Origin of the sequence: Pseudomonas sp. PDM21, assembly GCF_014852505.2 — a bacterium.
Taxonomy (GTDB): domain Bacteria; phylum Pseudomonadota; class Gammaproteobacteria; order Pseudomonadales; family Pseudomonadaceae; genus Pseudomonas.
Window position 1 is genome coordinate 1503020 of sequence record NZ_CM181223.1, and the last position, 21774, is coordinate 1524793.

Below are 21774 nucleotides of genomic sequence, written 5' to 3' on the forward strand. Positions count from 1 at the left end.
CCACAACACGGGGTGTGTTGGCGCCCCTTATATCGACAAAGGCGTAAGCGGTAAAAAAGATTTTTTCAATCAGCCTGAAGGAATTTTCCCATAACGCTCAATCGTCCGACGTCTTGTGTTTGAACTCGCACAGGTCCTCGATCCGGCAGCTGCCGCACTGTGGCTTGCGCGCCTTGCAGACGTAGCGCCCATGCAGGATCAGCCAGTGGTGCGCATCCAGCAGGTATTCCTTGGGCACGAACTTGAGCAACTTGCGCTCCACTTCCAGTACGTTGCGCCCCGGCGCGATGTTTGTGCGGTTGGAGACGCGGAAGATATGGGTGTCCACCGCCATCGCCGGCTGTCGGAAAGCCGTGTTGAGGACCACGTTGGCAGTCTTGCGGCCCACGCCCGGCAGGGCCTCCAGGTCTTCGCGGTTCTCCGGCACCTGGCTGCCGTGCTTCTCGATGAGGATGCGGCAGGTCTCGATGGTGTTCTTCGCCTTGCTGTTGTACAGGCCGATGGTCTTGATGTACTCCGACAGGCCTTCCACGCCCAGGGCGTAGATCGCCTCCGGGGTATTGGCCACCGGGTAGAGCTTGGCGGTGGCCTTGTTCACCCCGACGTCGGTGGCCTGGGCGGAGAGCAGCACCGCGATCAGCAGCTCGAAGGGCGTGCTGTAGGCCAGCTCGGTTTCGGGGTTGGGATTGTCTTCCTTGAGTCGGCGGAAAATCTCCGCGCGCTTGGCGGCATTCATTCGATCACTCCGGTCACGCGGACGCGTTGGCGCTCGGTCGCGGGTACGTCGCCCGCCTGCGCCTTGGCGCGGTCCGCCAGGCTTTCATCAATACGGTTCTTCAGGGCAAGCAGCAGGCCCAGCACCAGGAAGGCGCCGGGCGGCAACACGGCCAGCAACAGGCCCTGGTAGCCGGGCACCTGTAGTTTCCAGCTGGTGGCGGCGGGGCCGAACAGCAGGTCCATGCCGGCCAGCAGCGTGCCATGGCCAAGCAGTTCGCGCAGGGTGCCGATGGCCAGCAGGACCAGGGCGAAGCCCAGCCCCATCATCAGCCCGTCGAAGGCCGAGCGCGCCACGTTGTTGTTCGCGGCGAAGGATTGCGCGCGGCCGAGAATTACGCAGTTGGTGGTGATCAGCGGCACGAAGATGCCCAGCACTTCATACAGCTCGTACCGCCACGCCTGCATCAGCAGTTCGACACAGGTGGTGAGGGTGGCGATGACCAGCAGGAAGGCCGGCAGGCGCACGGCCTCGCTCAGCGTGCCACGGATCAGCGATACGGCGACGCTGGAGCAGACCAGCACGAAGATCGTCGCCAGCCCCAGGCCGAGGGCGTTGACCATGGAGCTGCTGGTGCCCAGCAGCGGGCACAGGCCGAGCAACTGCACAAGGCCGGGGTTGTTCTTCCACAGGCCCTGCAGGGCGATTTCGCGGTAGCCGGGATTACTCATGCTTGTCTCCCGAGGTCGCAGGGGCCAGCAGCTCGGACTTGTGCGCGTCGAAGTACTGCAGCGCCAGGTGCGTGGCCTTGACCACCGCGCGAGGGGTGACGGTGGCGCCGGCGAACTGGTCGAACTGGCCGCCGTCCTTCTTCACTTTCCAGCCGGCCTCGGCCGGGTCGCTCAGGGAGTGGCCGTCGAAGCCGTGCAGCCAGTCGCTCTTGCCCAGTTCGATGCGATCGCCCTGGCCGGGCGTCTCGTGATGCGCCAAGACCCGCACGCCGAGCAGACGACCTTGTGAGGTCACTCCCACCAGCAGCTGGATCGAGCCGCCATAGCCATCTTGCGCCACGGGCTGGAGCACGACCGCCGTGGTCTGCCCCTGGAGCCGGGCGAGGTAGGCGGGTGCCGGCTCGTCGCGGCCCAGCAGCTTGGGGTCGAAGGCGCTGACTTCGGTCTCCAGCGGATGGTTGTCGTAGCTGCCCCGGGGCAGCAGCTCCAGCAGTGTGCGGCCACGCGCCTCGCGCTGGGCGGTGTCGATACGCTGGGCGGTGAGCTGATGGACGATCGCTACCACGCCGGCGGCAAGCACCGCGAGCAGGCCCAGCGCCAGGGCGTTCTTCAGCAGGGTGCGGTTCATCGGTCACCCGCCTTGAAGCCGCGTTCGGGCTTCTTGTGTCCGTAAGTGCGTGGGCGGGTGAAGTAGTCGAGGGTCGGCGCGGCGAGGTTCATCAGCAGCACGGCGAAGGCCAGACCGTCGGGGTAGCCGCCCCAGGCGCGGATCACGTAGGTGAGCACGCCGACACCGATGCCGAACAGCAGCCGGCCGCGGTTGCTGGTGGCGCCGGAGACCGGGTCGGTGACGATGAAGAAGGCGCCGAGCATGGTTGCGCCGCTGAACAGGTGCAGCAGCGGCGAACCGTGGGAGTCGGAGCCGGTGCCGTTCCAGAACAGCAGGCTCATGACGAACAGGCCGCCGAGCATGCCCACCGGCGCGTGCCAGGTGAACAGCTTGCGCCAGAGCAGGAACAGCCCACCGGCGAGGAAGGCCAGGTTGACAAGCTCCACGCCGCGCCCGCCGATACGGCCGAAAGCGGGAGACTGCGCCAGCAGTTCCTCCATGGTCAGACTGTGGTTGTTGCGCACCACGTCCAGCGCCGTGGCGCCGACCCAGGCGTCCGGCGCCTGGCTTGCGAAGCCGAATATCTGCCGCAGGCCATCGCCGAAGCCGAGCGCGCTGTCCGGCGCCGGCCACTGGCTCATCTGCTGCGGGAAGGACACCAGCACCACCGCATAGCCGACCATCGCCGGGTTGAACGGGTTCTGCCCGAGGCCGCCGTACAGGTGCTTGCCGAAGATCAGCGCGAACACCGTGGCGACCGCGCTCAGCCACCAGGGCGAGTAGGGCGGCAGGGCGAGGGCGAGCAGCATCGCGGTGACCAGCGCGCTGCCGTCCTTGAGGAAGAAGATCACCGGGCGGTCGCGCAGCTTGAGCAAGAGCGCCTCGGTGGAGAGGGCGAGCAGGCTGCACCAGAGCAGGTTGAACAGGGTGCCGACGCCGTACAGGCCGATCAACACCAGCGCACCCGGCGCGCAGGCGGCCAGCAGCGTCAGCATGACTCGCTGCGTGCGGTTGGCGCCTGTGGCGTGGGGCGAGCTGATGCGTGGCAGCTTCATCAAGGCGCCTCACCGCTGGCATCGGCGACTGCGCGTTCCGCCGTTTGCAGGCGCTCACGGGCAGTGGCCAGTGCCGAGTCGCCAGCACCTTCGCGTTCGAGCTTCTTCAGGTCGGCGCGGGCGTAGGCCAGTTCGGTCCTGGCGGCGCGCAGGGCATCGGTGATCGGGCGCTTGTCGGTACGCACCAGGTCCGGCGGCGCCTTGCCGCTGGCGTCTTCGGCGGCGTGCAGGGCAGCTTCCGCGGCGGCGAGCGTCTGGCGGATCGCGTCCAGCGCCTCGGCGGACACGCCTTCGCGTTCAGCCACGCGCAGGGCGTCGCGCTGGGCGATATAGACCAGCTTGGCCTGGCGCAGGGCGAGTACGCCGTCGACGGGCTGCTCGGTTTTCGGTTCGGTTGGCATGGCGGTCCCCTGCAGTTCGTTGAGTTGGCGCTCGATGCGTTCGACGTCCGCGCGCAAGGAGGCGAGGGTGGCGCGCTGCTCGTCACTGGGTGATTCGCCGAAAGCCTTCTCGGACTTCTTCAACTGGGCGCGGGCCATGGCGGCATCGATTTTCGCTTTCTTCAGTGCCGCTTCGCCCGCGACGGGTGCGGCAGCGGGCGTTGGCTCCGCGCTGGCGCTTTGCGTTTCGGCAGCCGCCAGTGCGGCTTTCGCCTCAGCGGCGGCGACACGCAGCTCGGCAACCTGGGTGCGCAACTGCTCGGTGTCATGGGTGGCCAGTTGCTTCTCGGCCTTGTTCAGCGCGACCTGGGCCATGCTGGCGTCGATCTTCAGGCGCTTGAGCTGGTCAGGCGCATTGCCCACGGCCTTTTCGGCCTTCACCCGCTCGATCACCGATTGCGCGGCCGGCGCGCTGGGCGTCTCGATTTCGGCTGGGTCTTCCTGCGCGCGTGACGCACGTTCCTGGCGGGCCAGGCGGTCGGCAGCGCGCTGTTCTTCCTCACGGCGCAGGCGCTCCTGGCGTTGCTCGAAGCGCAGGCGCGACTGCTCGGCCTTGAGCTGGCGCCGTTCCAGTTCGCGGATCTCGCCCTTGGCGGCGCGGTAGTACTGTACCAGCGGAATGCTCGACGGGCAGACGTAGGCGCAGGCACCGCACTCGATGCAGTCGAACAGGTTGTGTGCCCTCAACTGGTCGTGGTCTTCGGCAAAGAAGTACAGCTGCTGCGGCAGCAGGCTGGCGGGGCAGACCTGCGCGCAGTCGCCGCAGCGGATACAGGGCATGGCCTGTGCGGGTGCCGGCAGTTCTTCGCGCGTGGCGGCCAGCAGGCAGTTGGTGGTCTTGATCAGCGGCACGTCCAGCGACGTCAGGCTGTCGCCCATCAGCGGGCCGCCGAGCAACAGGCGGTCGAGCTTGGCGTGGTCGAGGCCGGCGAGCGCCAGCAGCTCGCCCACGGGCGTGCCGAGCAGCGCTTCGACGTTGCACGGGCGCGCGAGGGCGGCGCCGGTCAGGGTGGTGATACGCGAGATCAGCGGCCGCCCGCGCAGCACGGCGTCGGCCACGGCGACGGCGGTGCCGACGTTTACGCAGAGCATGCCGATATCCGCCGGCAGCCCGCCGGACGGCACCTCGCAGCCGGTCAGCACCTGGATCAACTGGCGCTCGCCGCCGGAGGGGTAGCGGGTCGGGACCGGTTGCAGGCGGATCGGCCGCTCACCAATGGTGGCCTGCAAAATGGCGATGGCCTCGGGCTTGTCATCCTCGATGCCGAGCAGCACTTGCTGCGGCTGGAGGATGTGCATCAGCACGTCGATGCCTTCGACCAGTTCGACGGCGCGCTCGCGCATCAGCAGGTCGTCGGCGCTGATGTAGGGCTCGCACTCGGCGCCGTTGATGATCAGCGTATGCAGGTCGTCCTGGGCGCGCGAGGCCAGCTTGGCGGCGGTGGGGAAGCCGGCGCCACCGAGACCGGCGATGCCGGCCTGGCGGAGGCGCTGCAGCAGTTCGACCCCGGAGAAGGACGCATACTCGGACTCGGGATTCAGCGTCGTCCACTCGTCCAGGCCATCACTGTCGATGACGATGGCCCGCGCCGACAGGCCGGAGCTGTGCGGGTAGGGCTGCTCGCCGATCCCGACCACCGTGCCGGAAGTCGGCGCATGCAGTGCGGCGCTGATGGCGCTACCGGCCTCGGCGATCAGTTGGCCCTTGAGCACGCGCTGGCCGACTTCAACGCAGGGCACGGCGGGCCCGCCGATGTGTTGCTGCAGCGGCAGTACCAGACGGCGCGGCAGCGGTGGCCGCTGAATTGGCATGGCGGTGGACTGCTGCTTGTTGGCTGGCAGCGTCAGGCCGCCGGGGAAGTCCCAGACCTGAGCGTTCATGCCGCCTGCTCCCGGTCGGTCTGGATCAGCCGGCCCTGCGGCAACGGCCATTTCCAGTCGACGACGCGCAGCGGCAGGTCGCGCATCTCGATGCAGTCCACCGGGCAAGGTTCCAGGCACAGGTCGCAGCCGGTGCATTCGTCGACTATCACCGTGTGCATCAGCTTGGCCGCGCCGACGATGGCGTCTACCGGGCAGGCGCGGATGCACTTGGTGCAGCCGATGCACTCGGCCTCGCGGATGTAGGCCACGCGCAGCGGCGTCTCTTCGGCGGCGTCCAGCGGCAGCGGCTCTATGTCCAGCAACTCGGCGAGGGCGGCGATGGTCGCGGCGCCGCCGGGCGGGCACTTGTTGATCGCGTCACCCCCGGCGATGGCCTGGGCGTAGGGCTTGCAGCCGGCGTAGCCGCACTGGCCGCACTGGGTCTGCGGCAGCAGATCGTTGATCTGCCCGGCGATGGATTCGTCGGCGACTTTCACCCGCGCTGCGGCCAGGCGCAGCGCCACGGCGCCGCCGAGGCACATCACGATGATCAGCAGCGCCGCGATCATGGCTTGAGCAACCCGCTGAAGCCCATGAACGCCAGGGACATCAGCCCGGCGGTGATCATGCCGATGGCTGCACCCTTGAACGGCTTGGGCACGTCGGCGAGGGCGATGCGCTCGCGCAGGGCGGCGAACAGCACTAGCACCAGAGTGAAGCCCAGCCCGGCGCCGAAGCCCTGGAAGGTCGATTGCAGGAAGCCGAACTCGGTCTTGCGAGCGTTCAGTAGCGCGACGCCGAGCACGATGCAGTTGGTGGTGATCAGCGGCAGGAAGATGCCCAATGTGCGGGCCAGCAACGGGCTGGTCTTCTTCACCAGCAGTTCGGTGAACTGCACGACGACGGCGATCACCAGGATGAAGCCGATCGTGCGCAGGAATTCCAGGTCCAGCGGTTGCAGCACGTAGCGCTGCAGGATGTAGCTCAACGCCGAGGCAAGCGTGAGGACGAAGGTGGTCGCCAGGGCCAGCGCGAGCGCCGTCTCGATCTTGCGCGACACACCCATGAACGGGCAGATGCCGAGGAACTGCACCAGAACGAAGTTGTTGACCAGGATGGCGCTGACCAGGATCAGGGCGAGTTCGGTCACGGCCGGGCACTCGCAGCCGGGCGCAAGGAAAGGCGGATCATGCTCGGAGACCGATGGTCAGCGGGTTGATGGCGGCGAGAGGACATGGCTCGAATACAAGGTGCGAAGTAGGCAATTGTACCTCCCCGAAATCAGTTGCGGTGCCAGGGGCGGCGGGAGGAATATCGGCGGCTGCCGAACCCGATCGGTTCCCCTCACGGAAGTCGCGATGCGCAACCCCCTGTCCGGACGCTTCACCGCCCTTTGCCTGTTGTTCTCCAGTGCCCTGGCTGCGGCCGCGCCTTTCACCACGGCCGATCTGGTCGGCTGGCCGCGCATGGGCGTGGCCGACTTCGCTTGCCAGATGGAACAGCGCACCGGCAAGGTCGACGCGCAGTTCAGCTGCGCCGCCAGCAAGAAGCTGAGCAACTGGGGCGATGCCTGCCACGACACCGATCTCAGCTACGCCGGCCCGCAGTTGCCCGAGGCGCTGGTGCATCAGCTCGATCCGCGCATCGCGGCGGTGGACCTGGACTGGGAATACGGCCGCCTGCAATCGGTCAACGTCACTTTCGACAGGATCATGACGGCGGAGGAGGTGGCCGACATCTTCCCGCAGGTGAACCTGGAAGACCCTACTTCACGGGACAACCTGAGCAACGCCTCTCTGCAGGACTGTGCGTCGGATGCTTCGTGTCTCTACCTGGAAGGCTTCGAGCACCTGGGTGGCGGCGACGTGGACTGCGAAGACGCTCAGTAGGTCATGCAGGCGGCGTTGAGCAGCCCGATGCACAGCGAGGCGCCGCCGAGGAATACGCCGTGGGCCAGGGTGTTGCTTTCGATGCCGCCCTTGAGTTCCGGCACCAGGCGTGACAGGCCGAGGAACACCAGCACCTGCACCAGCATGGCGATCACGCCCCAGATCAGCATGTCGATCAGGCTGACGCTGTGGGCGATGGCGCTGGCCAGCGGCAGGGCAAAGCCCAGCAGGGTGCCGACCAGGGCCACGGCGGCGCTGATGTTGCCCTGGCGGATCAACTGGATTTCCGCATAGGGCGTCAGGCGGATGTAGAGGCTGGTAAACAGCCCGAACAGGCCGATGGCCGAGGCGAAGTAGGCGAGGAAGTTGGGCAGGGTCTGCAGCAGGTTCATGGCGGATCCTTCAGACGAAATAGTGGGGAACGAAGCGGCTGCTGTCGCGGGTAATGGCGCTGGCGTCCTCGCGGATGCCCAGGCCGGCGGCCTTGCCATTGATCACCCAGCAGCCCAGCACGGCATAATTGCCGTCGTGGTTGGCCAGCGGCGCATAGCCCTGGTAGATGCAGGGCGCGTCGGCGTGGGGGCCGTCGCTTTCCAGCTGCAGGTCGCCGGCGACGATGCGGATGTTCTGGCCCTCACGCGAATACAGCGGTTTGCGTACGTAGGCGCCGGAGATGTCCTGGCGGTAGCTGGCGGGCAGCAGGTTGGGATGCTGCGGGTTGAGCTTCCAGAGGATCGGCAGCATGGCCTTGCTCGACATCAGTAGCTTCCACGCCGGCTCCAGGAAGCGGATGTCACTGCGCTCCAGGTGCTCGGCGAAACTGTCCTGCAGCAGCCATTCCCAGGGGTAGAGCTTGAAACAGTGGCGGATGTCCTGCTCGTACTGGTCGATGAAGGTGCCGCGCCCCGCGTGGTGGCCGATGAACTCCAGCGGCAGGTAGCGCGTGGACAATCCGGCCTGGTGCGCAGTGTCGAGCAGGTAGAGGGCATTGCCGGTGTCTTCTTCATGACCGTCGATGGCGGTGAAGTGCAGCAGGCCGTCCGGCGCGATGGTCTTCCAGCGCGCGATCAGCTTCTCGTGCAGCGAGTTGAACTGGTCGGCGGCCGGGTTCACATCGTTCAGCCACTGCCACTGCACCACGCTGGCTTCCAGCAGGCCGGTGGGGGTGTCGGCGTTGTACTCGAGCATCTTCGGCTGGCCGTCGCCGTCCCAGGCGAAATCGAAGCGGCCGTAAAGGCTCGGGTCCTGGCGGTTCCAGGAACGGATGATGTCCTCGCGGGCGCCCGGCGGTAGCTGGAAGGGTTCGAAGTGGCCGGTGCGGATCACCCATTCCACGCATTCCAGATAGCGCTGGTGCAGGTCTTCGCTGGCGGCCTCCAGTGTCTCGATCTGTTCGAGGCTGAATTCGTAGGCCACCGATTCGTCCCAGTACAGGCCGTCGATGCTGTGGAAAGTGAAGCCGACCGCCTCGCAGCGCTCGCGCCAGTCGGTGCGCGGCGTCATGGCCAGGCGACGCATCAGCCACCCCCGGAGAAGCGCGCTCCGGAGTGGCCGAAGCCGCCGCGGGTGACCAACTGGCGCGATTGCACCTGATAGGTCTGCGCGGTCCTCGGTCGCGAGCCGTCCTCGTAGCTCGGCCCGCGATAGCGCCCGGAGCTGCTGCCGCCGCCACTGCTGCTGGTGGACTCCGGCTCGCAGGCATTGGGCGTCGCGCCCCAGTCCTTCAGGCAATCCTCGCGGTTGGCGTAGAGGTCGCGGTACACCGGGTTGTGGTGCAGCACGCTATAGAGCACCCCGCCGGTGAGCAGGGTGGTGAAGACGATGTTGGATTTCTTCATGCTGGGTGAGTGGCGCGCCGGGTTCCGAGTTTTCGCCACAGCCAGCGCAGGATCAGGCCGGCTATGAACAGCACGACCAGCAGCGGCAGGCCGAACGCGGCTACCTGGATGGCGTTGACGGTGCCGTCGGTGAGTTCGTCCAGCGAGTTGCCGAAGGCCTTGCCGATGCGCGACCAGCGGCCGCTGGGCTGGTATTCGCTGGAGAAGTCCAGGGTGAGCAGGTTGGTGGAGATGCGCCGTTGCTGCTGGGCGGCGTCCTGGCTGGCGGCCTGCAGTTGCTGTTCGACCTCTGCGGTGGCCTTGGCCAGGGCCAGCAGGTCGCTGACGCTCATGTCCTTGCGGCCCTGGAAACCCTGCAGAGTCTGGTACTCGCGCTCCAGCCGGCCACGCAGTTGCTGGTTGTCGCTGACGGCCTGGGCGAGGTCTTCGGCGCGGGTGCTGCGGCTCTGCAGTTGCCCGCCTTCGGCTGCGAGGGCGACGAGTTTTTCCACGCCTTCGGGGACGATGCGCACGACGAGGTGCGCGTTGCGCATCTGGCTGTCGCCACTCTGCTCGATGGCGATCAGCTCGCACTGGCCGAAGCGGTCCTGGCTGCAGGCGTCGCGGGCGGCGGCCAGTTGCGCGTCGATGCGCTCGCTGGCCAGGCGGATGCCGACCTGGTGTTCATAGGCGAGGAAGGTGCCGGCTTTCGCCGCTTCCCCCTGGAAAGCGGCGCCGGAACCGGCGCCGTGCTCCGATGGAGCACCGCAGCCGGCGAGGGCGGCGCTCAGGACGAGTGCTGCCCAGTGGTGCAGTTTCATCGATGGCCTCCTTGCCGTGATGAGTCGTCTTACTTGACGCGCTGGCCGGGCTTGGCGCCGCTGTCCGGGCTCAGCAGGTAGATCTCTTCACCGCCGGGGCCGGCAGCCAGGACCATGCCTTCGGAGATGCCGAACTTCATCTTGCGCGGGGCCAGGTTGGCTACGTACAGGGTCAGGCGGCCTTCAAGTTTGCTCGGGTCCGGGTAGGCGCTCTTGATGCCGGAGAACACGTTGCGCTTCTCGTCGCCGATGTCCAGGGACAGGCGCAGCAGCTTGTCGGCGCCCTCGACGAACTCGCACTTTTCGATCAGCGCGATGCGCAGGTCGACGGCGGCGAAGGCGTCGAAGTTGATCTCCGCGGCCAGCGGGTCCTTGGTCAGTTCGCCATTACCAGTGGGTTTGTTGGCGGCGGCGAGGTCTTCCTTGGAGGCTTCGATCATGGCTTCGATTTTCGCGGGCTCGATACGGGTCATCAGCGGGTTGAACGGGTTCAGCGGGTGGTTGGCCAGCAGTTGCTCGTGGTCGGCCCACTGCAGCGGGGCGACGTTGAGGAAGGCTTCGGCGGCTTCGGCCAGCTTCGGCAGCACGGGCTTGAGGAAGATCACCAGCTGACGGAACAGGTTCACGCCCAGGGCGCAGATGGCCTGGACCTCGTCCTGCTTGCCTTCCTGCTTGTTCAGCGACCACGGCGCCTTGTCGGCGATCCAGGCGTTGGCCTGGTCGGCCAGGGCCATGATCTCGCGCATGGCGCGGCCGAAGTCACGGGCTTCATAGGCCGCGGCGATGCTCGGCGCGGCATTGCGGAAGGCCTCGACCAGCTCCGGAGCCGGATTGGCGTCCACCAGCAGGCCGTTGTTGCCCTTGTGGATGAAGCCGGCGCAACGGCTGGCGATGTTGACCACCTTGCCGACCAGGTCGGAGTTGACCTTCTGCACGAAGTCCTCGAGGTTCAGGTCGAGGTCGTCCACGCCGCGGCCCAGCTTGGAGGCGTAGTAGTAGCGCAGGTATTCCGGGTCCAGGTGGTCCAGGTAGGTGCGCGCTTTGACGAAGGTGCCGCGCGACTTGGACATCTTCTGGCCGTTGACGGTCAGGTAGCCATGCACGTTGACCGCGGTCGGCTTGCGGTAGCCGGCGCCCTGGAGCATGGCCGGCCAGAACAGCGCGTGGAAATTGACGATGTCCTTGCCGATGAAGTGGTACAGCTCGGCTTCGGAGCCTTCTTTCCAGTAGGCGTCGAAGTCCAGTTCCGGGCGGCGTGCGCAGAGGTTCTTGAAGCTGGCCATGTAGCCGATCGGCGCGTCCAGCCAGACATAGAAGTACTTGCCCGGCGCGTCGGGGATCTCGAAGCCGAAGTAAGGCGCGTCACGGGAGATGTCCCACTCCTGCAGGCCGGAGTCCAACCACTCGGCGAGCTTGTTGGCCACCGAGTCCTGCAGGGTGCCGCTGCGGGTCCACTGCTGCAGCATGTCCTGGAAGTCAGGCAGCTTGAAGAAGTAGTGCAGCGATTCCTTGAGCACCGGGGTGGCGCCGGAGATCGCCGATTTCGGGTCCTTCAGCTCGGTCGGGGCGTAGGTCGCGCCGCAGACTTCGCAGTTGTCCCCGTACTGGTCGGCGGTGCCGCATTTCGGGCAGGTGCCCTTGATGAAGCGGTCGGCCAGGAACATCTGCTTTTCCGGGTCGAAGTACTGGGTCACCGGACGGGTGGCGATGTGGCCGGCGTCGCGCAGCTTCAGGTAGATGGCCGAGGACAGCTCGCGGTTCTCTTCCGAGTGGGTCGAGTGGTAGTTGTCGAAGTTCACCTGGAAGTCGGCGAAGTCGGCCATATGCTCGGCGCGCACGCCGTCGATCAGCTGCTCGGAGGTGATGCCTTCGCGCTCGGCGCGCAGCATGATGGCCGAGCCGTGGGCATCGTCCGCGCACACGTACACCGCCTGGTTGCCACGCATCTTCTGGAAGCGCACCCAGATGTCGGTCTGGATGTACTCCAGCATGTGACCCAGGTGGATCGAACCATTGGCGTAGGGCAGGGCGCTGGTGACGAGGATCTTGCGGGCTTCGGACATGATGATCGGCCGTTCCGGTTAAAACGAGGGAATCAGCAACTATATAGGAAGCGACCTGTGGCAGGCCAGAACGGGCTACAGGCGGCAGGTCGCGGGCTGCAGGCTGCAGGCAGGAGCGAGGTGATGCGATGCGCCGCTCCTGAAGCCTGCAGCCCGAAGCTTGTCGCTGCTGTTAGAATGCCCGCCTATTCTGCTCAGTCTTTCATCGGGAGTACCCATGGGCGCCAACCGAGCCACGGTGGAAAATCTTCTCCGCCAGATCAACGACCCTCACACCGGCCAGAACCTGCTGGACGCCGGCTACCTCCGCGAGCTGGACATCCAGGGCGGGCGCATTTCGCTGACCCTGGAGCTGGGCTACGCCGCCGGCCTGTTCAAGAACGGCCTGGCGCAGACCGTGCAGATGGCCCTGGAAGCGCTGGACGGCGTCGACTCGGCCCAGGTCAAGGTGGAAACCCACATCGCCGCGCACAAGGCTCAGGCGCAAGTGCCGGGCATGAGCAACGTGAAGAACATCATCGCCGTGGCCTCCGGCAAGGGCGGCGTGGGCAAGTCCACCACCGCCGCGAACCTCGCGCTGGCGCTGGCCCGCGAAGGTGCCAAGGTCGGCATCCTCGACGCCGACATCTATGGCCCGAGCCAGGGCATCATGTTCGGTATCCCCGAAGGCACCCGGCCGAAGATCCGCGACCAGAAGTGGTTCATCCCGCTGGAAGCCCACGGCGTGGAAGTCATGTCGATGGCCTTCCTCACCGACGACAACACCCCGGTGGTGTGGCGCGGCCCGATGGTTTCCGGCGCGCTGCTGCAACTGATTACCCAGACCGCCTGGAACGACCTGGATTACCTGGTCATCGACATGCCGCCGGGTACCGGCGACATCCAGCTGACCCTGGCGCAGAAAGTCCCGGTGGCCGGTTCGGTGATCGTCACCACCCCGCAGGATCTGGCCCTGCTCGACGCGAAGAAAGGCGTGGAGATGTTCCGCAAGGTCAACATCCCGGTGCTGGGCGTGGTCGAGAACATGGCCGTGCACATCTGCTCCAACTGCGGCCACGCCGAGCACCTGTTCGGTGAAGGCGGCGGCGAGAAGCTGGCCGCACAGTACGGCGTGGAGCTGCTGGCGTCGCTGCCGCTGTCCATGGCCATCCGCATGCAGGCCGACGGCGGCAAGCCCACCGTGATTGCCGACCCGGAAAGCCAGTTGGCGATGATCTACCAGGAAATGGCCCGCTGCGTCGGCGCCCGCATCGCCCTGAGCGAGAAGGCCGCGCCGGACATGCCGAACATCTCCATCAGCGACGACTGATACGCAGGGACTGCCATGCGCAAGGATGCGAAACGCGCCGCCGGCTGGCTGCTGGCGGCGTGCCTGGGCCTCGTCGGCTCAGTGGCCTGGGGCGCCGACGAGGACTCCGCCAACTGGCAGGCACAGTGTGTGATCGGCGGCCAGCCGGTGACCCTGGACTTTCGTTCGGCCTCAGGCGATGCCTTCGAGGACGATATGGCCGTGCAGGCGCGCCGCCCTGACGGCTCCAGCCTGACCCTGCCACTGCCGCCAGCCCTCTACCATGCCACCGGCCTGCTCGGCAGCCCGACGAGCGCCTGCGACCCGGTGCCACTGCTGGACATGGGCAACGGTCTGGGCCTGCTCCTCCTCGTGCGCGACAACCGTCCCGGCCTGCCGGTAGTGGACGCGCTGCTGCTGGACCTCGCCACCCTGCAGGTGGTGGATAAGCGACTGGGCGATCCCGGTGCGGTGGAAGGCCTGCTGAAAACCGCCAGCCTGGTGCTGCGCCAGTCGCCGCAAGGCGTCGACCTGCGCCTGGTGCGCGAGGCTGTGCCCGGAGCCGAGTGCGATTGCGCCGACGGCTATGCCGAAGACTGGCTGCGCTACTCGGTGGATCAGCGGAAACTTCGCACAACCTGGCTTCCCTGAGCGAAGGCCGGCGTGTGACCGCCGGCCCTTTGCCCTGAAGGGTCGGCCCCGGTAAGATTCGCCTTCTTTTTTCAACCGCCGCACAGGACACCCGCCATGAGCATCAAATCGGACAAGTGGATTCGCCGCATGGCTCAGGAACACGGCATGATCGAGCCGTTCGTCGAGCGCCAGATTCGCGGTGCCGATGACAGCCGGGTGATTTCCTACGGTGTTTCCAGCTATGGCTACGACGTACGCTGCGCCGCCGAGTTCAAGGTGTTCACCAACATCCACTCGGCCGTGGTCGATCCGAAGAACTTCGACGAGAAGAGCTTCGTCGACATCAACAGCGACGTCTGCATCATCCCGCCGAACTCCTTCGCCCTGGCCCGCACCGTCGAGTACTTCCGCATCCCGCGCGACGTGCTGACCATCTGCCTGGGCAAGAGCACCTACGCGCGCTGCGGCATCATCGTCAACGTGACACCGCTGGAACCCGAGTGGGAAGGCCACGTGACCCTGGAGTTCTCCAACACCACCAACCTGCCGGCGAAGATCTACGCGCACGAAGGCGTGGCGCAGATGCTGTTCCTGCAGTCGGACGAAGCCTGCGAAGTGTCCTACCGCGATCGCGGCGGCAAGTACCAGGGCCAGACCGGCGTCACCCTGCCCAAGGCCTGATCGCCACTCAGAGAGAAAACGGACATGACCTCGCAAGGATTGCGGGGCCTGCTTTGCGCCCTGTTGCTGGGCGCCAGCGGCCATCTGGCGGCAGCCGAACTCAACGTCACTCCCGGTGGCGAAGTGCTCGGTCTGCCGTCCAGCGCTCCCCTGAACCAGTTCGTCGAACGCCTGGGCGAGCCCACGGCGCGCCTGCCCATGCGCGGCGGCGAGCAGGGCCTGCTCTACGGCAACGCCACGCTCCTGGTGTTCAAGAACCAGCGCCTCACGCAGGTTCGCTGCTGGCTGCACAGCCGATTCACTCCTTCGCTGTTCCTCGGTTGGCTGGATCAGGTCGAGCCGGGCAAGGACCCGCTGACCTTCGCCGTGGATGGCACGCTGCATCTGGGACAGGAGCGCGGTGCCGCTTCCGGCTGGCTCAATGGCCACGAAGGTGACGGTGACGAGCTGTCCGATGTCCGCATGAGTGGCAACAGCGAAGTCTGGCTGGGCTATGGCAACTCCGACGACTACGGCATCCAGGGCGAGAGCCGTCAGGTTGTGGTTTCCCTCAGTGTAAGTATCCCCGAACCGCCTGCTGCCGCTGCCTCAATGGGCGTGATGAGCCGTCCCTAGGACTTCCAGCACGAAGGCCGCTCGTTCCTCCAGGCTCGCGAGCGGCAACTGCACGACGCGATACCCCAGCGCTTCGTACACCTGGGCCATCATCGCCGCGGTTCGCCGCGCTTCGATGAAGTCCTGCCGGCGTTCGGCGTCGTTGCGGTAGATGGCTTCCCACGCGGGCGCCAGGAACACGGTTTGCCCGTAGCGCTGTTCCCATGTGGCGATTTCCAGTGCTTCGGGAATCGGCAGGCCGCAGAGCCGCGCGTACCCCAGCACGTCCGGCAGGCCGCGATCGAACAGCCACAGTCCCCCCGTATCGAGCGCTCGCTTGCGGGTCGTCAGCGCGTGTTCGAACATTTCCCGGCAGAAGGCCTCCCGGTTTGCCCATGGCAGTGCATCGCCGCCACGGGCCAGTTGTTCGCGGATGATCGCCCGCCCGCCTTCCTCGACGGCGTTCAGGCCGTGATGCTGGTGCAGATGGTCGAGCAGCGTGCTCTTGCCGGCACCGGGGCCGCCGGTGATGACGATGAGCGATTCGGACATGGCGATGACTCCTGTGGGAAAGATGCGAGGGAGTTCCGGCCGGGGAAGGGTGTTGCGAAGGGAGGTGCAGCGGAAGCGGAGCGGGGAAAAAAGAAAGGCACCCAGAGGGTGCCTGAATATGATCATGGAGTAAGTCGACAAATCTGATTCCGGGGCGGGAGCCAAGTTCCCGGTCCCCGGAAATATTTTTCAGATCATCACTTCTCCGGCACCAGCGTCAGGCGTTTCACGCCGTAGACCTTCTCCAGGTTCTGCGACTGGAAGGGGAAGCTCATGTAGTTGCCCTTCAGCCAGGCGTCGATGCCATCGGCGTAGTGCGGGCTGGCCGGGTTGCCGGACTGGCCGCTGCTGTTGAGGCCGATCATCGGCTCGCTCTGGCCGAAGTCGACGACGAGGCGCATGGCCGGGATCAGCCAGGTATTGAAGTCCTGGCCCCAGTGGTAGGCCGAGACGTTCAGCGTGCTGTGGTCGCCGCCGGCCGGGTAGGGGCCGCGGTCCAGGTAGCCCTTGATCGCGCCCAGGCTGGCGCGGTCGCCGGCGCTCAGGTTGGGCGCCATCTTGGTGCTGTCGCTGACCCACTCGTAGGTATGCAGCTTGCCCCACTGCCAGGCGTGGCGGTCGCTGCCCAGCTTCTGCTCGCAGAAGGCGGTGGCGGCGGCCAGGCTGCGGGCGAGGATCGCCGGCTTGTCTTCCTTCTGCGGGGTGCGGGTGTCATCCCAGAACGGGCTGTCGTCGCGGCCCAGCAGGTGGTCGGCCTGGGCCGAGTAGGAGAGATTGGCAGTCTCGACGAAGGCCTTCCAGGACGGGCTGTCTTCCGGTCCCAGTTCGTCGAGGAATATCTGTTTGGTGCTTTCCTGCAGGAAGGCTTCGTAGAGCGCGGCGTCACCGGAGGTGGCCGAGAGCTTGCCGTCGAAGGCCATGATCCGGTCCAGCGCTTCGCGGGCGCGGGCGCGCTGGTCGGCGGGCAGGGCGTCGATGGCTTTCTTCAGCGGCTGCGCCATGCCCGGTGCATCCAGCATCGACTGCAGCTTGCCGGCGAACGGCGTGGTCTGGTCGTACTGCATGGCGATCATGCTGCGGTAGTCGTGGCTCTTGCTGCCGCCGGCGAGCTGGGCGATGCGCTCGTAGCGCTCCGGGTAGTACCAGGAACTGGACAGCTGCGCACCGTAGCCCGGCTGCACGCTGCGGTGGTTGGCGGTACCCAGCCAGCCCTGCGCCGGGTCCTGGTCGGACGGGTGCAGGATCGGGTCGGCATAGCCGTCCCAGTCGTAGCGGCCATCCCAGCCGGGGGAGGGCAGCAGGCCGCGGCCTTCCTTGCGGTTGGGGAAGCGACCGGTAACCTGCCAGCCGATGTGTTTTTCGTCGGCGAACACGATGTTCAGTGCCATTGCGCGCACGTCGCGGGTGGCGTCGAAGGCCTGTTCGACGTTCTTCGCGCGGGAAAGATCGAAGAAGGCGTCGAGCGTGCGGTCGGTCTCACCCTGGATGCTCTGGTAGGCGATGCCGTAGCCGCTGGACAGCGGCAGCGGTTGCAGGTCGTGCTTGCGCTCGCCCAGCGCGCTGTTGAGCAGCGGGCCGTGGCGGGTCTCGTAGATGACTTCGCGGACCGGGCTCCGGCCCTTGATGAAGAAGGTCTCGTTGCGCTCGATGGCGGGCTTCCACTGGCCATCGGCGAGGTAGTAGAGCTTGCTGCCCTGGCGCTTCACCTGTTCGAGGAACAGGTCCTGGTTGTCGCCCATGACCATGGTCATGCCCCAGGCCAGCTTGCCGTTGAAGCCGGCAACCACGCCCGGCACGCCGGCGATGGAGACGCCCGCGGCGTTGTACTTGGGCGAGCGGATCTGCACGTAGTTCCACACCGAAGGCATGGACAGCGGCAGGTGAGTGTCGTTGGCCAGGATGCTCTTGCCGCTGCGTGTGCGCTGCGGGGCGATGGCCCAGTTGTTGGAGGCGGCGACGCCCATCATCTGCAGCGAGGCGACTTGCCCGGCGGCGCGGTCGAGAGCGTCGAGGCCGGCGATCCTGCCGTCCAGGCGCAGGCCCTTGAGCTTCTCGGCTTCCTCGAAGGGCAGCGCTTCGTCCGGGTAGATCGGCGTCAGCCAGGGCAGCTTGTCGGCGCCGACCTTCTGCGCGAGCACCAGGGAGGCGATCTCCTCCTGCAGGTTCACCGCCAGCCCGAAGTTCAGCAGGCTGAAGACCAGTGCGGAGTCTTCGGCCTTCCAGTACTCGGGACGGTAGCCGGACTCGGCCAGGTCCATCGGCAGCTTGTCGCGGTAGCGGTACAGGTAGGCGTTGACGCCGCGCGCGTAGGTCTCGAAGAAGCGCTTCAGGCGTGGCGAGGAACCGGCGTAGAGCGCATCGGCGGCCTTCTTCAGGTTGACCGTGCGCATGAAACGGTCGGTCTCCAGGGCGCCGGGGCCGACCATCTCCGACAGGCGTCCCTGGGCCATCAGGCGCAGGCCGACCATCTGGCTGATGCGGTCGCTGGCATGCACGTAGCCCAGGGTGAACAGCGCATCGTGGAAGGTGCTGGTCTCGATCAGCGGCATTCCCAGGCTGTTGCGGCGGATCGACACGTTGTCCGCAAGGCCCTTGATTGGCTGCACGCCGTAGCTCGGTGGCAGGCTGCCTGCATAGCGGTCGTTGAGCCAGCCCTGGCAGCCGGTGAGGCTGACAGCGGCGCTGAGGGTGGCGGCAAGGCCGAAGCTGGGAAGCCGGCGGAAGGCTCGCGGGGCCATGAGGATGTGCTCCTGCACGAAGAAGGTCGCGGAAAAGGCGCTACGTTAGTGAGCCGAGGATAGCTGCGCAAGCCGCGCGCGACGGGATTTTCAGCAGCCGACGAATAGTTGGGCCGGACAGCAGAAGGCCCGCGCTGGGCGGGCCTTCTTCGCAGTGCTCGGGGCCTGGGTCAGGCGCCGTGGCACTTCTTGTACTTGCTGCCGCTGCCGCAGGGGCAAGGATCGTTGCGGCCCACGTCCTTGAGCGGGTTACGCGCCGGCTCCTGGCTGTGGTTGCAGTGCGGGCCATGCACGTGGCCGTGATCATGGTGGTGGTCATGATCGTGGTCGTGGTTGCAGTTCGGACCGTGTACGTGGGGTTCCTGGCTCATGGTGACGCTCACTCGGGGATGAAATCGCCGGGAATTATCTCGCCATTGCGGGCGATGTGCACGCTCTGTCCGAAGAGCAGGCCGGTCTTCACTTCACCGTCGAGGCGATAGCGGATCGGCTTGTCCGGGTCTTCCAGCAGCTTGACGATGTACTTCATGTGCCGCCACAGGTTGGTGGTCACCGGCACTTCGAAGGTTTCGTGGCCGTTGGCGGGCACTGTGAACCAGTTATTCGACTCGCCTTCGGCCAGGTCGATATCGTTCAGCTTGACCTTGTAGGCCAGGCCGCGAACCGGAAGGCTGAAGTCGTTCGGGTTGTCGATGCGGAAATGCAGGACGAATTCCTGCTCCAGCAAACGAGCTTTCACGACGTCGACTTTCTGCAGCTTCACGTCGGGTTGCTCGAAGTTGCCTGACATCCAGCCGCAGCCCGAAACGAGGCTGAACAGCCAGAACAGGCTGAAAATTCTTATCATTTGCGCCTGATAATTCATGTCTACCCCTCAAGACGCCCCAGTGTACCAAGCACCTGCTCGGCCGCAAGTTGTTGTTACGTTAAAAGAAGCTGCACCATACTGGCCGAATGTAACCGGCGGGTTAACACAGGAGAGTGAAGATGAGCCGCTATGAGATTGCCTTTTCGGGACAGACTGTCCCGGGTGCTCAGCTCGAGACGGTGAAAGCCAACCTGGCCAGGCTGTTCCAGGCCGATGCACAGCGCATCGAACTGCTGTTCTCCGGTCGCCGCATGGTGATCAAGAACAACCTCGATGCCGAGGCCGCGGAAAAGTACCGCAGTGTGATCGAGCGCGCCGGCGCTGTCGTCGAAGTGGTCGACATGGACGCGCAGATCGAGGAAATCGAGCTGGCCCCGCCGCCACCCGCCGAGCCTGTCAGCGCACCGGTACAGCCGGCAGCGTCGCAGGGGCGCCTGAAGGTGGCGCCACGTGACGAGTACATGGCCGCTTTCGCCGATGTGGATGCGCCGGACTTCGGCCTGGCTCCGGTGGGCACCGATCTGCAGGACGAGAAGCCCGACGCCCAGGCGCCGCGCGTGGACCTCAGCCAGTTCAGCGTCGCCCCGGTGGGCAGCGACATGGGCCAAGCCAGGCCCGAGCCTGCTGGGCCTGCGCCGGATACCAGCCACCTCAAGCTGCAGGACTGATCAGTCGCCCTGGTGCGGGTCGTCCTTGTAGACGAACTTGGGCATTTCCCAGCGGAAGCGTATCGCCAGCATGCGGAACAGGAAGCCGGAGAACAGGGTGATCAGCATGGCCTGTTCCTTGGGCAGGTCGATCTGCAGGCAGATCAGGTAGCACCAGGCGCTGGCGAAGGACACGCTGGCGTACAGCTCGCGGCGGAAGATCAGCGGCACGTCGTTGCAGAAGATGTCCCGCAGGATGCCGCCGAACACCCCGGTGATCACCCCGCTCACGGCGGCGATCAGCAGGCTGTGGCCCATCTCCAGGCTGACCTGGCAACCGATCAGGGTAAAGGCCACCAGGCCCACGGCGTCCAGCGCGAGGAACATCGAGCGCAGGTGGCGCATCAACGGAGCGATGAACACGGTGAACAGCGCGGCGCCAGCCGTCAGTGCCAGGTACTCCGGATGGCGCACCCAGGTCAGCGGGTAATGGCCCAACAACATGTCGCGTACCGAACCGCCACCCAGGGCGGTGACGCAGGCCACCAGCACCACGCCGAACAGGTCCATGCTCCGCCGGCCGGCGGACAGCGCGCCGGTCATGGCTTCGGCGGTGATGGCGATGATATAGAGAACGGTCAGCAGCATGGCGAGGTCCGGCAGGAGTAGCCGGTGCGGCGAAACACCGCCGCCCCGGAAAAAAGCGCGGATTCTAGCCCAGACACCGGACGCCCCCAAGTGGGGCGAGTTCGCGCCTCACTCGATCCTGTCCTACTCAATCCAGGGCCCGCAGCATTTCTTCAGCTTGCCGCCGGCGCCGCAGGGGCACGGGTCGTTGCGTCCCAGCTTCATCGCTACGGTGGGATCGAGGAAGTACCAGCGCCCGTCGCGCTGGACGAACCCCGAACACTCGCGGTGACTGTGTTCGCCGCCAGCATCGTGCCAGCGTGCAATGAAAGTCACTCGTGCATGTTCCGGCTGGCCGCCGAGCACTTCGTGGCTCACCACCTCCAGGCCCAGCCAGGTGCTGCCCAGGCTCCAGTTGCGGATGGCGTCGAGGTCCAGGCCCTGTTGCTGGGCGGGCAGCGTCGTGTCACGCAGGTAATCCACCAGGCCCAGCGCGTAGGCGCTGTAGCGTGAGCGCATCAGTGCCTCGGCAGTGGGCGCCGCGACGCCGGCATGGAAACGCCCGCAGCAGTCGGGCAATGGGCGGCCACTGCCGCAGGGGCAGGTCGGTTCGATCATGGTCACCACCAGTACTTGCCGAAGTTTTCCGGGTTGGCCCAGAACTTCGCATTGAGCCAGTCCGGGACCTGTTTGTATTCATGCAGATCGTAGGTGAACAGCGTGATCACCTGGTCGTCGCGCTGGAAGCGCTCGCTGGCCTGCATGGCCAGGGCGTAGAAGTCGGCGTCCTGCGCCTGGGCGGCGTCGAGGTCGACCAGCACGGCCACACGGCTGCTGTTGAGGTTGCGGATGCCGCCCACCAGTTGCTGCGCTTCGCGGCGCGGCAGGTGTTCCAGGCAGTCGGCCAGCAGCGCGAGGTCATAGCGCTGGCCGGCGAGTTCCGCCGGCAGGGCGCCGGCGTCAGCGTGAAACAGTTCGCAATCCGGATGCGCCGCGAGGAAGGCGTCCACTGCCGGAATCTGGCTGGCACCCACCAGCAGGAGGCGCTGTGGCGCATAGCGATCGAGCAGGGCGGCCAAGGCTTGTTGCGGCGTGCGTGTCGAAATCATGAGGCTCGTCGAAGGCGAAAAATAATGAACGAA

Annotated in this window: 25 protein-coding genes; 6 read left to right on the forward strand and 19 right to left on the reverse strand. The window is 66.1% G+C overall.

Translation table 11 applies throughout. From position 1 onward, the window contains the following. Positions 1-97: 97 nt before the first annotated feature. Genes nth through rsxA form a run of 7 tightly spaced genes read right to left on the reverse strand, consistent with a single transcriptional unit; the run spans position 98 to position 6564 of the window. Positions 98-736: an endonuclease III gene (gene nth, locus IB275_RS07100; protein ID WP_192289617.1), complete on the reverse strand. Its 639-nt coding sequence runs from the start codon at positions 734-736 to the stop codon at positions 98-100. Then, positions 733-1446 carry an electron transport complex subunit E gene (locus IB275_RS07105; RefSeq protein WP_192289615.1) on the reverse strand — a complete coding sequence of 238 codons (714 nt, stop codon included), beginning with the start codon at positions 1444-1446 and terminating at the stop codon, positions 733-735. Before IB275_RS07105 ends, nth begins: the two co-directional genes overlap by 4 nt. Further along, positions 1439-2074, reverse strand: a complete 636-nt coding sequence (gene rsxG / locus IB275_RS07110; protein ID WP_192289613.1) for an electron transport complex subunit RsxG — start codon at positions 2072-2074, stop codon at positions 1439-1441. The genes IB275_RS07105 and rsxG overlap by 8 nt, the downstream gene beginning before the upstream one ends. Then, positions 2071-3111: an RnfABCDGE type electron transport complex subunit D gene (locus IB275_RS07115; protein ID WP_192289611.1), complete on the reverse strand. Its 1041-nt coding sequence runs from the start codon at positions 3109-3111 to the stop codon at positions 2071-2073. The genes rsxG and IB275_RS07115 overlap by 4 nt, the downstream gene beginning before the upstream one ends. Next, complete coding sequence (rsxC, locus tag IB275_RS07120; RefSeq protein WP_192289609.1) at positions 3111-5432, reverse strand: electron transport complex subunit RsxC; 2322 nt, start codon at positions 5430-5432, stop codon at positions 3111-3113. The genes IB275_RS07115 and rsxC overlap by 1 nt, the downstream gene beginning before the upstream one ends. Then, on the reverse strand, positions 5429-5983 hold the full coding sequence (gene rsxB, locus IB275_RS07125; protein WP_192289607.1) for an electron transport complex subunit RsxB: 555 nt from the start codon (positions 5981-5983) through the stop codon (positions 5429-5431). The genes rsxC and rsxB overlap by 4 nt, the downstream gene beginning before the upstream one ends. Beyond that, entirely contained in the window at positions 5980-6564 is a 585-nt protein-coding gene (rsxA, locus tag IB275_RS07130; RefSeq protein ID WP_192289605.1) for an electron transport complex subunit RsxA, read from the reverse strand. Before rsxA ends, rsxB begins: the two co-directional genes overlap by 4 nt. A 208-nt stretch (positions 6565-6772) precedes the next feature. Here rsxA and IB275_RS07135 point away from each other — a divergent pair, with 208 nt between their 5' ends. Next, positions 6773-7303, forward strand: coding sequence for a hypothetical protein (locus tag IB275_RS07135; RefSeq protein WP_192289604.1), 531 nt, complete (start codon positions 6773-6775; stop codon positions 7301-7303). On the opposite strand, the gene IB275_RS07140 is transcribed toward IB275_RS07135, so the two are convergent. The 5 genes from IB275_RS07140 to metG are packed head-to-tail and all read right to left on the reverse strand — an operon-like array spanning position 7297 to position 12004. Further along, positions 7297-7695, reverse strand: coding sequence for a DUF350 domain-containing protein (locus IB275_RS07140; RefSeq protein ID WP_192289601.1), 399 nt, complete (start codon positions 7693-7695; stop codon positions 7297-7299). The two genes, IB275_RS07135 and IB275_RS07140, sit on opposite strands and share 7 nt — an antisense overlap. 10 nt (positions 7696-7705) lie before the next feature. Then, a complete protein-coding gene (locus IB275_RS07145) occupies positions 7706-8821 on the reverse strand; it encodes a glutathionylspermidine synthase family protein (RefSeq protein ID WP_192289599.1) in 1116 nt (371 codons plus the stop codon). Continuing rightward, entirely contained in the window at positions 8821-9141 is a 321-nt protein-coding gene (locus IB275_RS07150) for a hypothetical protein (RefSeq protein ID WP_151186187.1), read from the reverse strand. Before IB275_RS07150 ends, IB275_RS07145 begins: the two co-directional genes overlap by 1 nt. Next, entirely contained in the window at positions 9138-9935 is a 798-nt protein-coding gene (locus IB275_RS07155; protein ID WP_412547973.1) for a DUF4349 domain-containing protein, read from the reverse strand. The genes IB275_RS07150 and IB275_RS07155 overlap by 4 nt, the downstream gene beginning before the upstream one ends. Before the next feature lie 35 nt (positions 9936-9970). Beyond that, positions 9971-12004: a methionine--tRNA ligase gene (gene metG, locus IB275_RS07160; RefSeq protein ID WP_192289595.1), complete on the reverse strand. Its 2034-nt coding sequence runs from the start codon at positions 12002-12004 to the stop codon at positions 9971-9973. A gap of 217 nt (positions 12005-12221) precedes the next feature. Here metG and apbC point away from each other — a divergent pair, with 217 nt between their 5' ends. The 4 genes from apbC (at position 12222) to IB275_RS07180 (ending at position 15221) form a co-directional block, all read left to right on the forward strand. Next, entirely contained in the window at positions 12222-13313 is a 1092-nt protein-coding gene (gene apbC, locus IB275_RS07165) for an iron-sulfur cluster carrier protein ApbC (protein WP_192289593.1), read from the forward strand. Between the two features lie 15 nt (positions 13314-13328). Then, on the forward strand, positions 13329-13943 hold the full coding sequence (locus tag IB275_RS07170; protein WP_192289592.1) for a hypothetical protein: 615 nt from the start codon (positions 13329-13331) through the stop codon (positions 13941-13943). 96 nt (positions 13944-14039) lie between these two features. Continuing rightward, entirely contained in the window at positions 14040-14606 is a 567-nt protein-coding gene (dcd, locus tag IB275_RS07175) for a dCTP deaminase (protein WP_017521037.1), read from the forward strand. Positions 14607-14630: 24 nt separating this feature from the next. Continuing rightward, positions 14631-15221, forward strand: a complete 591-nt coding sequence (locus IB275_RS07180; RefSeq protein WP_081517728.1) for a hypothetical protein — start codon at positions 14631-14633, stop codon at positions 15219-15221. Here the strand turns inward: IB275_RS07180 and IB275_RS07185 are convergent. The 4 genes from IB275_RS07185 to IB275_RS07200 all read right to left on the reverse strand — a co-directional run bounded on the left by IB275_RS07185 (position 15195) and on the right by IB275_RS07200 (position 19355). Further along, positions 15195-15752: an AAA family ATPase gene (locus tag IB275_RS07185; RefSeq protein WP_192289590.1), complete on the reverse strand. Its 558-nt coding sequence runs from the start codon at positions 15750-15752 to the stop codon at positions 15195-15197. The two genes, IB275_RS07180 and IB275_RS07185, sit on opposite strands and share 27 nt — an antisense overlap. Positions 15753-15949: 197 nt before the next feature. Then, positions 15950-18490 (reverse strand): penicillin acylase family protein, encoded by a 2541-nt coding sequence (locus tag IB275_RS07190; protein ID WP_192289588.1) that lies wholly within the window; start codon positions 18488-18490, stop codon positions 15950-15952. A 170-nt stretch (positions 18491-18660) separates the two neighbouring features. Continuing rightward, a complete protein-coding gene (locus tag IB275_RS07195) occupies positions 18661-18861 on the reverse strand; it encodes an SEC-C metal-binding domain-containing protein (RefSeq protein ID WP_045209858.1) in 201 nt (66 codons plus the stop codon). 8 nt (positions 18862-18869) lie between these two features. Further along, entirely contained in the window at positions 18870-19355 is a 486-nt protein-coding gene (locus IB275_RS07200; RefSeq protein ID WP_081517731.1) for an LEA/WHy family protein, read from the reverse strand. Positions 19356-19477: 122 nt separating this feature from the next. Between IB275_RS07200 and IB275_RS07205 the strand changes: the two genes are divergently transcribed. Next, positions 19478-20026 carry a hypothetical protein gene (locus IB275_RS07205; RefSeq protein ID WP_192289586.1) on the forward strand — a complete coding sequence of 183 codons (549 nt, stop codon included), beginning with the start codon at positions 19478-19480 and terminating at the stop codon, positions 20024-20026. Here IB275_RS07205 and IB275_RS07210 read toward each other — a convergent pair whose 3' ends face one another. The 3 genes from IB275_RS07210 to IB275_RS07220 all read right to left on the reverse strand — a co-directional run bounded on the left by IB275_RS07210 (position 20027) and on the right by IB275_RS07220 (position 21741). Further along, complete coding sequence (locus IB275_RS07210; RefSeq protein ID WP_138212538.1) at positions 20027-20653, reverse strand: trimeric intracellular cation channel family protein; 627 nt, start codon at positions 20651-20653, stop codon at positions 20027-20029. It abuts the gene before it with no gap. A gap of 123 nt (positions 20654-20776) precedes the next feature. Continuing rightward, positions 20777-21250 carry a YchJ family protein gene (locus IB275_RS07215; protein WP_192289584.1) on the reverse strand — a complete coding sequence of 158 codons (474 nt, stop codon included), beginning with the start codon at positions 21248-21250 and terminating at the stop codon, positions 20777-20779. A gap of 2 nt (positions 21251-21252) precedes the next feature. Next, on the reverse strand, positions 21253-21741 hold the full coding sequence (locus IB275_RS07220; protein ID WP_192289582.1) for a DUF6231 family protein: 489 nt from the start codon (positions 21739-21741) through the stop codon (positions 21253-21255). Positions 21742-21774 lie beyond the last annotated feature (33 nt).

Excerpts from the sequence above, each read along its gene's own strand:
- nth (WP_192289617.1), bottom strand. The coding sequence starts at position 736 with ATGAATGCCGCCAAGCGCGCGGAGATTTTCCGCCGACTCAAGGAAGAC.
- IB275_RS07105 (WP_192289615.1), bottom strand. The coding sequence starts at position 1,446 with ATGAGTAATCCCGGCTACCGCGAAATCGCCCTGCAGGGCCTGTGGAAG.
- rsxG (WP_192289613.1), bottom strand. The coding sequence starts at position 2,074 with ATGAACCGCACCCTGCTGAAGAACGCCCTGGCGCTGGGCCTGCTCGCG.
- IB275_RS07115 (WP_192289611.1), bottom strand. The coding sequence starts at position 3,111 with ATGAAGCTGCCACGCATCAGCTCGCCCCACGCCACAGGCGCCAACCGC.
- rsxC (WP_192289609.1), bottom strand. The coding sequence starts at position 5,432 with ATGAACGCTCAGGTCTGGGACTTCCCCGGCGGCCTGACGCTGCCAGCC.
- rsxB (WP_192289607.1), bottom strand. The coding sequence starts at position 5,983 with ATGATCGCGGCGCTGCTGATCATCGTGATGTGCCTCGGCGGCGCCGTG.
- IB275_RS07135 (WP_192289604.1), top strand. The coding sequence starts at position 6,773 with ATGCGCAACCCCCTGTCCGGACGCTTCACCGCCCTTTGCCTGTTGTTC.
- IB275_RS07140 (WP_192289601.1), bottom strand. The coding sequence starts at position 7,695 with ATGAACCTGCTGCAGACCCTGCCCAACTTCCTCGCCTACTTCGCCTCG.
- IB275_RS07145 (WP_192289599.1), bottom strand. The coding sequence starts at position 8,821 with ATGCGTCGCCTGGCCATGACGCCGCGCACCGACTGGCGCGAGCGCTGC.
- IB275_RS07150 (WP_151186187.1), bottom strand. The coding sequence starts at position 9,141 with ATGAAGAAATCCAACATCGTCTTCACCACCCTGCTCACCGGCGGGGTG.
- metG (WP_192289595.1), bottom strand. The coding sequence starts at position 12,004 with ATGTCCGAAGCCCGCAAGATCCTCGTCACCAGCGCCCTGCCCTACGCC.
- apbC (WP_192289593.1), top strand. The coding sequence starts at position 12,222 with ATGGGCGCCAACCGAGCCACGGTGGAAAATCTTCTCCGCCAGATCAAC.
- IB275_RS07170 (WP_192289592.1), top strand. The coding sequence starts at position 13,329 with ATGCGCAAGGATGCGAAACGCGCCGCCGGCTGGCTGCTGGCGGCGTGC.
- dcd (WP_017521037.1), top strand. The coding sequence starts at position 14,040 with ATGAGCATCAAATCGGACAAGTGGATTCGCCGCATGGCTCAGGAACAC.
- IB275_RS07180 (WP_081517728.1), top strand. The coding sequence starts at position 14,631 with ATGACCTCGCAAGGATTGCGGGGCCTGCTTTGCGCCCTGTTGCTGGGC.
- IB275_RS07185 (WP_192289590.1), bottom strand. The coding sequence starts at position 15,752 with ATGTCCGAATCGCTCATCGTCATCACCGGCGGCCCCGGTGCCGGCAAG.
- IB275_RS07190 (WP_192289588.1), bottom strand. The coding sequence starts at position 18,490 with ATGGCCCCGCGAGCCTTCCGCCGGCTTCCCAGCTTCGGCCTTGCCGCC.
- IB275_RS07195 (WP_045209858.1), bottom strand. The coding sequence starts at position 18,861 with ATGAGCCAGGAACCCCACGTACACGGTCCGAACTGCAACCACGACCAC.
- IB275_RS07200 (WP_081517731.1), bottom strand. The coding sequence starts at position 19,355 with ATGAATTATCAGGCGCAAATGATAAGAATTTTCAGCCTGTTCTGGCTG.
- IB275_RS07205 (WP_192289586.1), top strand. The coding sequence starts at position 19,478 with ATGAGCCGCTATGAGATTGCCTTTTCGGGACAGACTGTCCCGGGTGCT.
- IB275_RS07210 (WP_138212538.1), bottom strand. The coding sequence starts at position 20,653 with ATGCTGCTGACCGTTCTCTATATCATCGCCATCACCGCCGAAGCCATG.
- IB275_RS07215 (WP_192289584.1), bottom strand. The coding sequence starts at position 21,250 with ATGATCGAACCGACCTGCCCCTGCGGCAGTGGCCGCCCATTGCCCGAC.
- IB275_RS07220 (WP_192289582.1), bottom strand. The coding sequence starts at position 21,741 with ATGATTTCGACACGCACGCCGCAACAAGCCTTGGCCGCCCTGCTCGAT.